Genomic DNA, 14,525 nt, shown 5'->3' on the forward strand with positions numbered 1-14,525 from the left:
GGTTATAGTGTACAGCGGTCTCGTTGATCGATGCCCCATATTCGTTCATATATTTAAGTACCTCTAGTTTAAAGGGCAGAGTGTAATTTGTATAGGATGAAGCAAGTCCTTCCATCCCATGTTTTAGATAGCGAGCGACCCATCTTTTCAGAGGGGATAAACCTACATTTCTTTCTTGTGCAATGGATTTATAGGATTTTTTCCCTTCTAAGTACTCTAAAACTGCATGTGATTTTTCGTCTATCGTATATTTAGTCAAAAAAACTGCACCTCCAATTATTAGATGTTGTCTAACAATTGGGGTGCAGTTCATCGTCACAGCTCTTTAATTCTTGCATCTGAGGGTTGAATAAAAATTGGGCTTATATGTGATTTTTTAATCTCTTTTCCATCAGTTCTGCCATTTGTTTCGAATTTGGATTTCCTTCATTTTGTAATTTATCAATGATGTTAATATAATCCGTTTCATTTCGGTTCTGACTTAATTTATCAGCAGCCTGAATTTCTCCCACCTTAATCTTAAAACCAACTATACCTTTCAGTTCACTTTCTAAGAGATGAGGAGAAAGTTTATCCCATAAAACAGGATTTTCACGATTTTCTTCATATTTTTCCAGTATTATTGTTAACTCTTCTATTAATTCATCTTTCTCTAAAATGCTTGCATTACCATATACATGGACGGCTTGATAATTCCATGTTGGAACTTCTTCATGCCCATACCAAGAAGAAGAAATGTAAGCGTTCGATCCCTGAAACATTACAAGCACATCTTCACAGGTTTCAAATGTTTTCCACTGAGGATTTCCATAAGCCATATGCCCAGTAATATAGTAATCATCACCCTTTTTATTTAACCCCAAAGGCAAATGAGTGGCAATTGGTTTCCCTTGTTCTGTTGTGACAATCGTGCCAAAAGAGTTTTTTTGAACAAAATCCCAAATTTCATCAACATTTTTGACCTTATAATATTTTGGAATATACATAATAATCCACCTTTCAAAAAAAGTTATATGAGTGTTTTGGTCATTATAAAGTCCATTTGTCCTTCATCACCCATATAAAAAGAGTGGACTCCAGTTTGAACAAACCCCAGTTTCTTATAAAAAGCAATAGCATTTTCATTTTTTTCCCATACGCCTAGCCAGATTTTCTTTTTATTACGCTCCATCGCAATTTCCATAGCTTTATTTAGCAGATATTTACCAAGCCCATGTTTTTGAAATTTTTTCTTTATATAAATCCTTTCGATTTCAAGTGATTCAGCACCCATTTCTTCAGACTGAGCTTCATTGGTATTGACCTTTAAATATCCAGCGACTTCATTATTAAAATAAACAAAAAAGAATTGCGAAGAAATATTGGATAATTCTTTTTCTAATTGTTTTAAGTTAAATGCCCTTTCCAAATAGGCATTCATATTTTCGGGTGAATTCTGATGCTTAAATGTCTCATTAAATGTTTCATAACTAATTTCTTGAAGTTTGCGAGAATCTTCAAGGATACACTTTTTTATATTTATAGTCATATATGTCGCTCCTTTATATAATCAATAATTTCTCTTGTTTCCCTTTTTTACAAATTCCCAGTCTTTTTCTATATTTTTTCTTACTCTTTCAAGAAGATTGAAAATGGTTTCTACTTCTCTTTCGGAAAATTCCTCTAATGCAACGATATTGGAATAATCATTTTCTCTTTTTATAAAAGGATAAACATTTTTCCCTTTCTCTGTTGGAAAGAGTTTTTTAATTTTTTTGTTATGTTTATCTTCTTTCTTTTCAATAAAGCCATTAATTTCAAGTTATTTTTATAGCACGAGCTGCTGTTGTTCGATCTACCTTTATCATCTCAGCTAACTTTTCTTGAATGATTCCTGGGTTTTCGCATATTCGCACAAGGTACAAATACTGCCCTTTTGTAAGGTCATATTCTTTAAATTCTATATTACTTATAGAATCTAATGCCCTTGCAATCATTCCAATTTCACGAAGAATTTCATTCATAATTAACTCCTTAGTACATATTTTTGTTGCAAATGCAATAAAAATAACATATATTAAATTTAACCTAACTTTGTTGCGTTTGCAACAAAAATATTATGATAAAGAGGTCGAGTAAAGTAAATGTGTTTTTTATGTATTAGGAATTTTAATATTAACCCTTGGTATTTCTTTCACTATACAATCAGTCCTTGGAACTTCACCTTTTGATGCACTTTTGGTAGGACTGTCTATAAATGTGGGGCTTACTGTGGGAAGTTGGGAAATGATAATAGCTTTAATATTGATATGTTGTAATACATTTAGTTTATTATCAACATTAATTTTTAAATAAGCATAAAAAGCCCCTCTCTTTATGAGATGGGCTTTTTGATGTGGAGTACTTAGGGGGTACTCATGAATACTTTATCTATTCAATTTCATTTTATTCTCCAAATTACTACATTATACCCTAACTCTTTTTAAATGGTTTTAATGTTTGGGAAGACTATTTTGCTCTATAACTAACAGGTGGTTTACTTCAATAAGGGAGGTTGCTGCGACAACCTTATTCTTACGGAACTAAAGGGACAGGTAAGGTTAAGCGTAACGTGTGTAAATGAGACTTATTTATTATTCTTAATTATAAATGAACTCCATCATTATTCAAGAAGCTTTGCTACATCAATAATCACATTAATACAAAGAAGATTCAGCACATCAATTTCTAGCGAATTAAATATGATTAATATTCCTCGTAACAATTATTAATTGTTAAATTCATATAAATCATCTATTAACTAGACTTATAATGGTATAATTAACCAAAAAATGACGATAAATATTTCTGATGTGCAGTTTATAGTCTTTTAAGGAGAAGTGGTTATGCGTAAGGTTACAGTTGGGATACCTTGTTACAATGAAAGTAAAAACATTTTAAAATGCCTAGATAGTATAACATCTCAATCAGATATATTTCAGGGTATCGAAGTACTAATAGTAGATGACGGGTCAACGGATGATACAGTAAAAATTATTGAGAATTATAAAAAACAGTACAATATAAATGGAAATATGAGGATATTAACTCAAAAAAATACTGGCGGCCCATCAACCGCTAGAAATAGAATTATCGATGAAGCCGAAGGGGAATATATCTTCTTTGTTGATGGAGACGATTATCTTGCTGAAAATTCCATTTCAAATATGTATACATTAGGTAAAGAAAATGATTCAGATGTTATTATCGGAAAATATGAGGGTGTCAATCGTAGAGTTCCTGTATATGTATTTAAAAGTACGCAAATAAACACGAATTTTTTTGATTCGCTAGTAAAAGACACGATGTCAGTATTGAAAATGTTTAAAACTGAATATCTCCGTTCTTTGAATATTCGTTTTAGAAAAGATATTAGATTGGCAGAAGATCACCCCATTGCTATGAGTGCTTATTTACACACTAAAAAAATTAGTATATATGCAGATTCTCCTTGTTATTATTGGGTGAGACATATTAATTCTGAGAATAAAACTCATTTAACTGGCGGGGTCATCCCAGTAGATGAATTTTATAAGTATTTATTTGAAACATTTGAAGTAATAAAAAATGCCCGAATCACTGAAAAAGAAAGAACAGAAGCTTATAGAATATATTGGGACAGATTACTTACACTTGATATAGTTAATGAGTTTAAACGTAATAGAACTGAAATGGAAAGAAATCATTCATTTGCGATTCTACTACGTTTGTTTAATAAGTATGAAGGATCCTTAATAACACCGTTATTAGCAGGTTATAAACGTTATACTGCAATGCTACTTTGCAATAAGGATTATCTTTTATTTACTGAGTATTTGAAAATAAAATAATGTTAGTTAATTTTTATAGAGGCCATTATTAGTAAATAGAAATTCACTCGAATATTTTCAATTGCTGGCTTTCTGATACAAAGTATAACAAACTAATCGACGTCATTCTTAAGTTTATAAAAATAAACGATGTATAGAAAAACTTCTAATATCAAGTGTTATATGCATATCTATATTGTTCTTACTTCAATAAGGGGTTACTGTGGTGAACCTAGTACTAAACCAGCTAATAGGATGTCAATATCTTTCTCTAAAATTTTCATTTCCCTTATAATATACTATTTTTGGCCATGCCAAATAACCCTCCAAAATCCTTTTGGAAGGATTTTTCTCTGTTACACAATACCGTTAATCAGGCTAAATCTAGGAACGTTTCTTTTCTCTTTAATAAAGCGTAAATCCAGTGAAGCAACTTATTTAATACAGGCAACGATTGACACTTTGGCAGGTTTTCCTTCTGATTTTTTCTTATCATAGAATTCATTAAGCTTTTTGTTCCTTGAACTTCTTATGCCGCATAGGACAGATACAGAGAATGACGTAGTCTGCTCGAACCTCTTTTAGTCATACGATTAATGGTTGCCGTAAACTTACTCGATGAGTGAACACTTGGATCTACTCCAGCGAAGGCAACCAGTTTTTTCGGATGATTAAACCGATCGATTTCACCAATTTCAGAGATAATCGTGGCTGCGATTTTTTCTCCTATACCGGGAATCGATTGAATTATCTTATATTCTTCCATTTCATTTGCCAGGGCCACTATACGATCTTCCAAATCAGAAAGTTGTCCCTGGTAATGTAAAAGCAACTCAATATACATACGCAGATTAATTATGTGACTTTGATACATGCTTGTTCGAAAGGATTTCGTGATACGGAATCCATTATTTTTTTGGCTTTTCCCCATGCCCATTGACCAGATCGGCTAGGGCAGAACTCCATTACTCTCTCTGCTAGTTTACTTTCCCCGGCTGTTAATACCGCCTCTAAAGTGGGATATTTCTTTGCTATCAATAAAGAAACCCTTGAATATAGATCGCCAAAAACCTTTCGGGTATTCAGGTAACACTTGATCTAAAATAGTGTGAAACTGAGGTTTAGCTTCCACATACATATTCGTTAGGATTTCCTGTTGTCTTGACAAATTCCGAAGGTCTAAAAGCTGAATCCCTCTAATTTTATGAGGTTCAAAATCCTCCTTGTAATACAGTACACACCACTGATACGCATCGATTGCGTCTGTTTTTACCTTTCGTAAACTAGACTTCTTTGCCTGATAAGAAATAATCGGATTGAGTAAGATATATAGAATCCCTTGTTCCTCCAAGTATTTTGAATAACGGGAGAATGGTAATGCCATGTAGCTTCTAAAATGATCATAGGCATTCTCCCTGTCACCTCTTCGATCTCTACTAAAAAATCAAATGATCTAATTCCTCTTTGATATGCTTCATTGAAAAGCTCTTCGCATACGGTTTAGATTGATCTAAAAATGCCTGAACTTGGCTCTCTCCTTTTGCCACATCCAGACCAACAATTGGATTCATTATTTTTTCCTCTTCTACTTATTAACCAGTACCCCTAGTCCCCCAGGCAGTGTCATAGCTTCGCTTGTTATACGAGATCTACCTTCTACAAGTAGAGGCGGACAGTTTAGTTCACTGGATCATTTCCCACGCACCCGTACGTCCTACCACTGCTACTGATAAAATAGATTCTATTAAAAAAAGGTCAACCAGTAATTTTACTGGTCGACCTTATTATACGAACGCACCTGTTAGTTGAACAAGGGGTTAATATCTTGTTTTTTCTTTTTTCTTAATAATACGGACTATTTTATCTAAATTCCACCACTCTTCAACTTTAGATATAAGAGAAATAACCTCATATGACAGTTTTTAGTATATGGTTTGCGGAATAGGTTCTTTGTCAATGAGTCGTGTTCGTCTGTTGGTCCAAGCCGTTTAGCTGGAACATGGCGAATAGTGTTTACCTTATTAGAAGGAATATGCGGTCCACCGGCTACATAGCCGGTGGCTTTTTCATTATGTAAAACAATTAGTTTTTTCCAAGTCCAAAGACTGTACCTTCATTAAAAATCAAATGACAGTTCAGGCATGAATTGATTCATATGTTTTTGGATTTCGTTATATTTGTCGGACTGATCATTCAAGGCTTTCATTGGAATGATCTCATATGGCCGGTTGACCCAGGTTGGCAGGAATTTGGGATTTTGCAGTTCGATCTTCACATCATCCCCGGTTTGGATTTTCTTTACGCCAATTTGCATAATACCGCCGATGTCTTTGTAATCTCCCTGCTGGCCGGATAAGAAATTCCCAAGCGAATAAGCAACAAATGCCCGTTCGCCGTTAGGTTTTGTAAGCCATGAAACAGGCTGCAAAACGTGTGGGTGGTGGCCAATAATAATATCAGCACCTGCATTAGCTGTCGTTTGAGCAAGCTGCTTTTGCTCATCATTAGGCAAACGTTCATACTCTTTGCCGAAATGCAGACTGACCACAACGACATCTGAAACTTTCTCTGCTTCTTTAACTTCCTCCTGGATTCTCGTGGTATCAATTAAATTCACAAGATGCGGCTTCCCCTCAGGAACAGGAATCCCGTTCGTTCCATATGTATAGCTGAGAAACGAAAAGGTAATATCGTTTCTTTTTAATATCCGAATGATCTCCTGGTCTTCAGACGATTGATAAGCTCCTGTATAAGGCATCCCAATACTGTTCCAGTGGTTAAGCGCATTCAAAATGGCCTTTTCTCCTCGGTCAAGTGTATGGTTATTGGCGATTGTCACGAGATCAACCCCGTTTGCCTTTAGAGCATCTCCCACCTCTACTGGTGAATTAAAGGAAGGATATGAGGAAAGCCCTATTTCTTTCCCGCCAATCATCGTTTCCTGATTAGCCACCGTAATATCCGTTTTTCCCAGATAGGACTTCACAAATCGGAACATCGGATTAAAGTCATACGAGCCGTTTGACTTGCGGGCGGGTATATACACCCTATCGTGAATTAAAATATCTCCCACAGCGCCTATGGTTGCTGCCGTTACTTTTTGTTTCGGAACAGGTGTATGAGCGTGAGATGAAGCGTTTTCGGCTTTAAGTTTCTTTTTATTCTCAGCCTTTGTTTCCGAGACTTTTGGTTCCTCTTGAAATTGACCTTTTACAAATGGCGCAAGGAACCATAACAAACACATAAATGTAGCTAGAAACACTAGTATTCTTTTCATGGCAAATGCTACCTCCCTACTATTATAGTAGAGTGTTTTTAGGAAATAACAACAAAAATATCTATTTGATATTTAAAATGAACACTTCATTCGTTTGAAACAGAGTACGAAATAGGAAAAAACTTAGACATATCATGTGTTGCTATGTCAGATGTGCTTGCTATCTATGATATGCCTACCGTATCTGTGAGTATTTACAGTGGGAATGGTATTGGAGTTGGATAAGCATGTATGTTTTATTACATATTTCATATAGGATTTTCACTAGACTTAGAGCTTAGAAATAGTGAAATAATTAAGCACGAGGCGCTGGCCGATAAAAAGAAGAGAGCATCTGTAAACTACACAGCTGCCCTCCTGATTTTCTCCAAGATCCATTATTAATCTCGTAATTCTGTACAATGAAGTATTTAATCTACCGGACGGTCATCAAAATCATAGTCTACCGTGCCAGGAGCTACACGTGCATTTGTTAATGCCGGAGTTTCCGGACGGGCAATTTGATACACACTGGCACCGACAATTTCAGCTGCTTGCTGCAATTTTTCTTTCGATATCTTATCCAGTGTATCTGTAGGCTGGTGATACCAAGGCTCTACAGGGGAATGGATAAACAAGGCGGATGGAATGCCAAGCTCATGGAATGGTTGGTGGTCACTCCTGCCCAGCTGTCCATAAGGAATCGCAACATCCATCGTTCTGGCCCCTGCTGAGGAACCCAGGTCCGTCACAAGGTTTTTCATTCCATCAATGGTATACATAATCAAACCACCTGCAGGATTATCCTCGCCAGCATCACGTCCGCCTATCATATCCATTTGGAAGTGAGCCACCATGCGGTCTACATCCTCTTTGGGAAGGGAATCTGCATAGAAGGATGATCCAACGAGCCCTCTTTCCTCAGATCCGAACGTGAGGAAGCGAATTTCAGTGTCAATTGGCGTTTTGGCCAGGATCCTTGCCAGTTCCAGCACAGCTGATACACCCGAAGCATCATCGTTTGCACCAGGGCCGCCCGGGACAGAATCATGATGGGCTCCAACAGTCACGATTTGACCATTATCCTTATTGGCTTTTGGTTTTAGGGAAGCGATGACATTGTAGGATGTTTTTTCGATTCTTTCAGCTTTTCCCACTTCTAGAGTGGACGTGATTTGTTTAGTTTTAAGCTGTTCGACCAACTCTAACCCTTGGGCTTGGGTAATGGCTACAGCAGGTATATTTTGCCCCGCTGATACTTGTCCGAAATTATTTCCTGATGGTGAGTTGTTGTACATTAAAACGCCAACCGCTCCTTTATTTAGGACATTCTGAACCTTTTCAACAAAGGTAATGTCCCCACGTTCAACTAGTGCAATTTTCCCAGATACATTTTCTCCAACTTCCTCTGGCTTTGCTTTTCCAACATTAACAAGTTCGGCCGTTACCTTCCCGCTGATACTGCCGCTAATGGCACGCGGTGTTCCTCCTAAATCACTGTCACCAATTTTCACTTTTACATTTTGCACCGTATCATAGATGGGAAAAGGCTGAACCTTTGTTTCAAAACCAAGACTCTTAAACTGACTTTCTATGTATTTGACTGCACGGAGCTCCCCTTCTGTACCAGCAGCCCTCGGTTGCTCTGATAGATAGGCAATCGTATTATACATATTGTCCGCACTAATTTTTTTGATAACTTTGTTATCAAAAGCTGTGTCAGACTGGGCATTTGTTGCCCCGTTTGTTTGTGCAAATACTGTACCAGTTGATAGAACCATACCCGCAGCTAATAGTACTGTTAGTGATTTTTTATACATATAATCCCTCCTTATTCATAATCTTCCTAATTATGCATTTAACTGAATAGTTTGTAAATGAGTCATTAGTCTTTAAATTCCAACTATCAATCGGTATCTGACACCCGTTCTCTTACCAGCCCTTTTTCTATTTCATCACTATCCATATGATCAATAGAATTACCGCAATATTACTCAAATTATTACTTGACCGTTTTTTTTAAGTTTTTAGTATTCTTTATAGGACTTTTCTTTGTGATAAATACAACAAAAAAAGAGTAGCAATACGCTACTCAACTTCCATTTCATCAATCAATTGTCCACTATATTTTTGTTTCTCAATGAGACTCTTGATTAAATTTCAATAAATCTTGATTCCATGCAGCAATTAATTTATAAAAATACACATTTTCATCTTTACCCTTGTACTGATCTAGCTCACGAATTTCGTTCAGGGCGTTCGTAAAAGTATATGAGGGTCCAAGGACGTTCGTAAAGTGTTTCAGAACTTTAGCGAACATGAATAACGGGTGTTTTGAGAAGAAACTTCACCGTTCGTAAAAGTCTACTTTTACGAACCTACAGCTTTCATAATTAGATAAATAAAGATGAAATAGAAAAAGCTCTAGTGGTTAATCTAGGGCCTTTTTATTGATCATCTAGCAAACCCTTGCTACATCAAGGTTGTATAAAATCCTGAATAAACGATAAAAAACAAACAAACGCCAAACTCTTGAACCATATAGCAACTCTCTTATTGAAGTAAAGCACCCGTTAGTTCTTTAAGAAAAGCGATTCTTATTAAAGTATCGCGCCCGATTACGGAAGATATAATGTAATATAAAAGGTTGTTAAACCCGGCTTGTGTGTAGAGATAATAAAGTTGTTTAATTCAAGTGCCGAATATTAATGTTCAGCCCCCAATTATAAAGTGAATTTTCCACCATGATAACAATAGTAATTTTCAGCTTTAAGATTTTTAATCTTTGTCAAAGACTGTTTTGCTTTCTCAACATTTAAACAAAAGTGTGGATTAGCAATGACTAATTCATGATTTTCTTTAACAGCTGAATCACCTGTAATTACACTTTTTAAACTTGGAAAATATAATGAAATATGCCCTGAAGTATGCCCTGGTGTTGCTATGACTCTACAATTGTTATCTAAAATCATATCACCATCATGTAGCTTTTCATCTATTGAAACATGCTTCAAATTCTTTAATTGCTGTATAAACCATTTACCAAATTCCATATCTTCATTTGGCATATTTTCTAGCATTTTTTCGGCTTGAACCAATCTCTCTGCCTTCATTTCACCACTAATGTATTTTGATTCAATTTCACTAGCTATAATGTTAATCCAAGGATACTTTTCTTTGAAATCATATAAGGAACCTATATGATCATCATCATAGTGAGTAATGATTATATTCTTTAAATTTTTTATTTCATATCCATTTTTTAAAATTTCATTTTCGATTAAATTTAAAAAATTTGTATACCCTGTATCGACCAAGGTAAGTTCATTTTCTAATATAATTAAGCTAGGATAAATGTAATTTTTTTGTCCATTAAATTCAAATTCAATTGGTAATTCTATAATCTTCATTTTTCTTCCTCCATTGTATTTTCTATCATAATAGGTGCATCTAACTCGCAAAGAGGTCTTAAATAAAACCTCTCACTCTCTAATTTCATTTTAAATTTCACCTTAATTCTGTTGTTTTATGTATAGTTTAAATTATATGAATCTTACTTCGATATTACATGAATCTTATAATGCTATGATATACCAAAAACAAATAATAAAAGTTTTATACATAACAAAATACAATTTCTTGCAATGCTATTATTATTGCTTTTCATTCTACTTTTAAATGACCATGAATTTTATATAGATGTTCTAATCCAAAAAAAACCTTATATCACTAACCTGCCCCTTTCGTATTATAAAGTCAGCCAGTTATTTCTGGTTGAACAATTTTTATATCGATATATGATAACGGTAGCCGGGGTAGAACGTACCTGCCCGTGGGGCTTAAGATCCTGTTAACTAAACAGTTCGCCCCCTACTTGCTTAAACATGATTTGGCTGGTTGGGACCAAGATCTCGTATAACAAGCGAAGCTATGATACTGTAAGAAGGATTAGGGGTTACCGGCAATACTATGTTTTTGGAGGAGATAAAAAATGAATCCAGTGGTTAGTCTGGATGTAGCTAAAGGTGAAAGTCAGGTTCAAGCGTTCTTGGATAAAAAGAAGCCTTATCAAGGTAGTTTTAAAGTTACGCATACCATTGAAGGACTAGAAACACTATTTCAGTTTCTGAGAGAACTAGAAAATAAAACGGGGATCAAACCTCCGATTGTATTGGAATCCACGGGGCATTATCATACGCCCGTTGTACAGTATTTTGAGGAGAGAGGTTACTTATTAATTGTCGTTAACCCACTCATTTCTTATCGTGCGAAGAGCTCAAGTTTACGCAAAGTAAAGACAGATATAATTGATGCACGTCACCTCTGCGAGCTGTACTATAAAGAGGATTTAGAGCCTTATAAAAAACGAGGGATACAACTCTTAAATCTTCGTAATCTTTCAAGACAACACGAAAATATAACAGGGATCTATGTACAAACAAAACTACAGTTCCAGGCTGTTCTTGACCAAGTATTTCCAGAATATAGAGGGGTTTTTGGAGATTTGTATTCAGTTGTTTCTTTGCTTACTCTATTAGAATTCCCTACTTCTGAAGACATATTAGCAGTCGGTGAAGAAACTGTAGCAAATAGGATTAATGAACTTTGTCCAAGTCGTTCTAAAAAGTGGGCGAATACACAGGCAGAGAAACTTACGGCTGCCTCAGCTCGAAACCCTTTTCAGAGAACCTTATATCAGAGTCACATTTTAAGCCTTGAAATGTATATAAAAATGCTTATAGAATACCAAAAGCACCTATCCAAGTTTGAAGACGAGATAAATGCTTTGGCAAAAGAAATTGAAGAATATAAGATTATCCAATCCATCCCTGGAATCGGCGAAAAAATCGCTGCAACGATTATTTCTGAAATTGGAGAGATTGATCGGTTTAATCACCCTAAAAAACTAGTGGCATTTGCCGGAATTGATCCAAGTATCTTTGAATCAGGTAAATTTAAAGCACAGTAAATCGGATTACCAAAAGAGGTTCTGGCAGACTACGACACGCCTTGTATATGGCTGTTAAATGTGCCATTCGTGATTGTCGCAAGAAGAAAACGACAGATGAAATCATCCCTCGTAACAAGCGATTACGAGAGTTTTATGATAAGAAACGTGAAGAAGGAAAGCCCTTTAAAGTAGCTGTGATAGCATGTGCCAATAAGCTTATACATTGGATTTATGCACTATTACAAAATAACACGATTTTCCAATATCTAGCCTAGTTCAAAAGTATAACTAAATAGTACAAAACTTTCCAAATACAGTTCATTGGAAGGTTATTTGGCATGCACAAATTTAGTATAGCATGAAATATTTTAAGTTTTCATTGAAAAATGTTGACTAACTATTAGCTGGTTTAGTTGATTAAGGAAACTTTAATAATCAAACAGTTATATGTAAAAACTTAGTTACCATAATGGATTTTATCAGAAGCAAAAAAGCCTTTACGAATATTCTTCATAAAAGCTTTTTGTTTAAAACTCTACAGCTCGTTAAAATCTTTCTTTACACTCCATAATATCTTTTTTAAGTCTTCATAAAACGCCATTGTCAAAAAACCTAAAATAGTGATACCGATAGAATAGGAGCCTAAGTCAATAAAAAGTCCAAAACATACGAATATAATACCTATATAGAAGCCAGGACCTGTAAGATCATTTTCCTTTTTTTTATCCTCATCAATACTTATTTTTTTTGAAATGTACGATCATTTTTAATCAGTTCATCTAATGTAATCTCATAAAGTTCGCTTAACTTTATAAGATTCTCAATATCAGGATATCCCTTATTGTTCTCCCACTTATAAACTGCCTGTCTAGATACATTCATTTCTTGAGCTAGTTCTTCTCTAGACATGTTCTTTTGTTCTCTTAACTTTTGCAAGTGTTCTCCCAATTCCATATACCATCACCTCTTAGTACCACTTTATAACATTTATGGGAAACAACCACAAACGCTTAGTAATATGGTGTAAACCATTGGTTTACATAAAGAAAATCATAGGTAGTACAGTAGTAATTTAAGGCATTGAGACTGTAACCTAAAAGTATACATCATCTCTGCTTACTCCAGATGTATCCAAATAATTTGCTCTAAAAACTCCTTCTTTTGTTGCTCCTAACTTTTTAATTGCCTTTTGTGAACGAATATTTCTAATATCAGCACTAAATTGTACTCTTCTAAAATCCATAATTTCAAATGCATATTTTAATAGTTCAAATTTACAGGCTTTATTTAATTCAGTTCCTCTATATGGCTTACCCTACCAAGTCCATCCAATTTACAATCGCTTATTATTAAACTGAATATGTCCAAACCTTGTTGAACCAGCAATTTCATTGGTTCTTTTATCAATCACTAAAAAAGGATATGAATAGCCCAACATTCTTTGATTAACGGTTTCATCTATGTACTTGTTGAGTTCTGCATCATTCTTACACTCTATTGTAGAGTAAACCTCTTCATCATAAATGATATTTTTTAACTGCTCTTTGTATTTTTCTTCAAATGGAATTAACTTAACAAGATGATTTTCTAAAATTATTTGGCTTTAATAAAATTCATTCACCACGTTTAACATTTCCCCTTAACTTTACATTTTGATTATTCCAAATTATAGCACATGCGACTTTATTCTTAATAAACCTATACTGCCCCGTTATTGCCATAAGAAAAAGGCTGCCTCAGCAATCTTGCTTATTGAAGTAAAGCACCTGTTAATTCTATAAGAAAAGCGATTCTTATTAAAGAATCGCGCCCAATTGCTGAAGAACCCTAAATGAAAGGTTACTAGTCTCCCTTATCTGGGGTTTACTTCATTTTTTATCCAGTCAAGATCTAATGATTTTTCCAAAGTTATTGTTGCATTTGGACTCCAAAAATTCTTTAACGTTACATGGGTATGTTCGATAATGCGGGGGGCTGATAGGTGATCTGCATCACTCGTGGTATGAGCATCTGTGATGAGGGTGACGTTATAATCTAAATCAAAGGCTCCTCGACACGTAGAATCAACACAGAATTCCGTCTGTGCACCACAAATGTAGATGTGCGTTGCGTCTAGCTTGTCGAGTGTTTGTTTTAAAGGTGTGTGAGTAAATGAATTTGGCACGGTTTTATAGATGGTAACCTCTTGATGGAGGGGCTTCTCAAGTCGTGGGTGAAACTGCCATCCAGGTTCGCCCTTACTCATCGGACCTTCTGGATATTCGTGTTGAATATATATAATCGGTATCTGTTGCTCTCTTGCACAACGAATTAATCGGTTAATTTTGTCAATTGTCTTATCGCGTTTATACCCGTGTTCAACAACGGCCGTTTGCACATCAATGACAACTAATACTTTCTTTCCCAACCGTAAACATCTCCTTATTTCACTTATTTTTATAGTAACAAAACTCTTATTCGTTAAATATTAAGAAGTGATATTATTCTTAGT

Annotated in this window: 9 protein-coding genes and 6 pseudogenes; 3 read left to right on the plus strand and 12 right to left on the minus strand. The window is 35.0% G+C overall.

Features of this window, described 5'->3' with window-relative positions; all coding sequences use genetic code 11:
• From AKG34_RS11865 to AKG34_RS11880, 4 genes and pseudogenes are all read right to left on the minus strand, one after another.
• On the minus strand, positions 1 to 259 hold a 259-nt coding region (locus AKG34_RS11865), incomplete at its 3' end, for a transposase (protein WP_161804927.1).
• Between the two features lie 103 nt (positions 260 to 362).
• Positions 363 to 986, minus strand: coding sequence for an FMN-binding negative transcriptional regulator (locus AKG34_RS11870; protein WP_053346256.1), 624 nt, complete (start codon positions 984 to 986; stop codon positions 363 to 365).
• A gap of 23 nt (positions 987 to 1,009) precedes the next feature.
• Entirely contained in the window at positions 1,010 to 1,528 is a 519-nt protein-coding gene (locus tag AKG34_RS11875) for a spermidine/spermine N(1)-acetyltransferase (RefSeq protein ID WP_053346257.1), read from the minus strand.
• Positions 1,529 to 1,549: 21 nt separating this feature from the next.
• Positions 1,550 to 2,003 (minus strand): annotated as a pseudogene (locus AKG34_RS11880) (MarR family winged helix-turn-helix transcriptional regulator).
• A gap of 142 nt (positions 2,004 to 2,145) precedes the next feature.
• Here AKG34_RS11880 and AKG34_RS27550 point away from each other — a divergent pair.
• Positions 2,146 to 2,301 (plus strand): annotated as a pseudogene (locus tag AKG34_RS27550) (YitT family protein); the annotation flags it as partial.
• A gap of 563 nt (positions 2,302 to 2,864) precedes the next feature.
• Positions 2,865 to 3,848 carry a glycosyltransferase family 2 protein gene (locus AKG34_RS11885; protein WP_053346258.1) on the plus strand — a complete coding sequence of 328 codons (984 nt, stop codon included), beginning with the start codon at positions 2,865 to 2,867 and terminating at the stop codon, positions 3,846 to 3,848.
• 352 nt (positions 3,849 to 4,200) lie between these two features.
• Here AKG34_RS11885 and AKG34_RS11890 read toward each other — a convergent pair.
• The 5 genes and pseudogenes from AKG34_RS11890 to AKG34_RS28940 form a co-directional block, all read right to left on the minus strand.
• A pseudogene (locus AKG34_RS11890) lies at positions 4,201 to 5,398 on the minus strand (IS110 family RNA-guided transposase).
• A gap of 545 nt (positions 5,399 to 5,943) precedes the next feature.
• A complete protein-coding gene (locus tag AKG34_RS11895) occupies positions 5,944 to 7,104 on the minus strand; it encodes a CapA family protein (RefSeq protein WP_053346259.1) in 1,161 nt (386 codons plus the stop codon).
• A 410-nt stretch (positions 7,105 to 7,514) separates the two neighbouring features.
• Positions 7,515 to 8,903, minus strand: a complete 1,389-nt coding sequence (locus AKG34_RS29460) for a M28 family peptidase (RefSeq protein WP_053346260.1) — start codon at positions 8,901 to 8,903, stop codon at positions 7,515 to 7,517.
• Positions 8,904 to 9,806: 903 nt separating this feature from the next.
• Positions 9,807 to 10,493, minus strand: coding sequence for an MBL fold metallo-hydrolase (locus AKG34_RS11910; protein ID WP_053346262.1), 687 nt, complete (start codon positions 10,491 to 10,493; stop codon positions 9,807 to 9,809).
• 2 nt (positions 10,494 to 10,495) lie between these two features.
• Positions 10,496 to 10,582: pseudogene (locus AKG34_RS28940) on the minus strand (GNAT family N-acetyltransferase); the annotation flags it as partial.
• A gap of 492 nt (positions 10,583 to 11,074) precedes the next feature.
• On the opposite strand from AKG34_RS28940, the pseudogene AKG34_RS11915 reads away from it, so the two are divergent.
• A pseudogene (locus AKG34_RS11915) lies at positions 11,075 to 12,309 on the plus strand (IS110 family RNA-guided transposase).
• 463 nt (positions 12,310 to 12,772) lie between these two features.
• Here AKG34_RS11915 and AKG34_RS29660 read toward each other — a convergent pair.
• The 3 genes and pseudogenes from AKG34_RS29660 to AKG34_RS11925 form a co-directional block, all read right to left on the minus strand.
• Positions 12,773 to 12,988, minus strand: a complete 216-nt coding sequence (locus tag AKG34_RS29660) for a helix-turn-helix domain-containing protein (protein WP_407946254.1) — start codon at positions 12,986 to 12,988, stop codon at positions 12,773 to 12,775.
• Between the two features lie 139 nt (positions 12,989 to 13,127).
• Positions 13,128 to 13,331, minus strand: a pseudogene (locus AKG34_RS29665) (GNAT family N-acetyltransferase); the annotation flags it as partial.
• Between the two features lie 555 nt (positions 13,332 to 13,886).
• Complete coding sequence (locus AKG34_RS11925) at positions 13,887 to 14,441, minus strand: cysteine hydrolase family protein (protein ID WP_053346263.1); 555 nt, start codon at positions 14,439 to 14,441, stop codon at positions 13,887 to 13,889.
• Positions 14,442 to 14,525 lie beyond the last annotated feature (84 nt).

Source organism: Peribacillus butanolivorans, from assembly GCF_001273755.1.
Classification (GTDB): domain Bacteria; phylum Bacillota; class Bacilli; order Bacillales; family DSM-1321; genus Peribacillus; species Peribacillus butanolivorans.

Excerpts from the sequence above, each read along its gene's own strand:
- AKG34_RS29460 (WP_053346260.1), bottom strand. The coding sequence starts at position 8,903 with ATGTATAAAAAATCACTAACAGTACTATTAGCTGCGGGTATGGTTCTA.
- AKG34_RS11875 (WP_053346257.1), bottom strand. The coding sequence starts at position 1,528 with ATGACTATAAATATAAAAAAGTGTATCCTTGAAGATTCTCGCAAACTT.
- AKG34_RS11910 (WP_053346262.1), bottom strand. The coding sequence starts at position 10,493 with ATGAAGATTATAGAATTACCAATTGAATTTGAATTTAATGGACAAAAA.
- AKG34_RS11895 (WP_053346259.1), bottom strand. The coding sequence starts at position 7,104 with ATGAAAAGAATACTAGTGTTTCTAGCTACATTTATGTGTTTGTTATGG.
- AKG34_RS29660 (WP_407946254.1), bottom strand. The coding sequence starts at position 12,988 with ATGGAATTGGGAGAACACTTGCAAAAGTTAAGAGAACAAAAGAACATG.
- AKG34_RS11870 (WP_053346256.1), bottom strand. The coding sequence starts at position 986 with ATGTATATTCCAAAATATTATAAGGTCAAAAATGTTGATGAAATTTGG.
- AKG34_RS11885 (WP_053346258.1), top strand. The coding sequence starts at position 2,865 with ATGCGTAAGGTTACAGTTGGGATACCTTGTTACAATGAAAGTAAAAAC.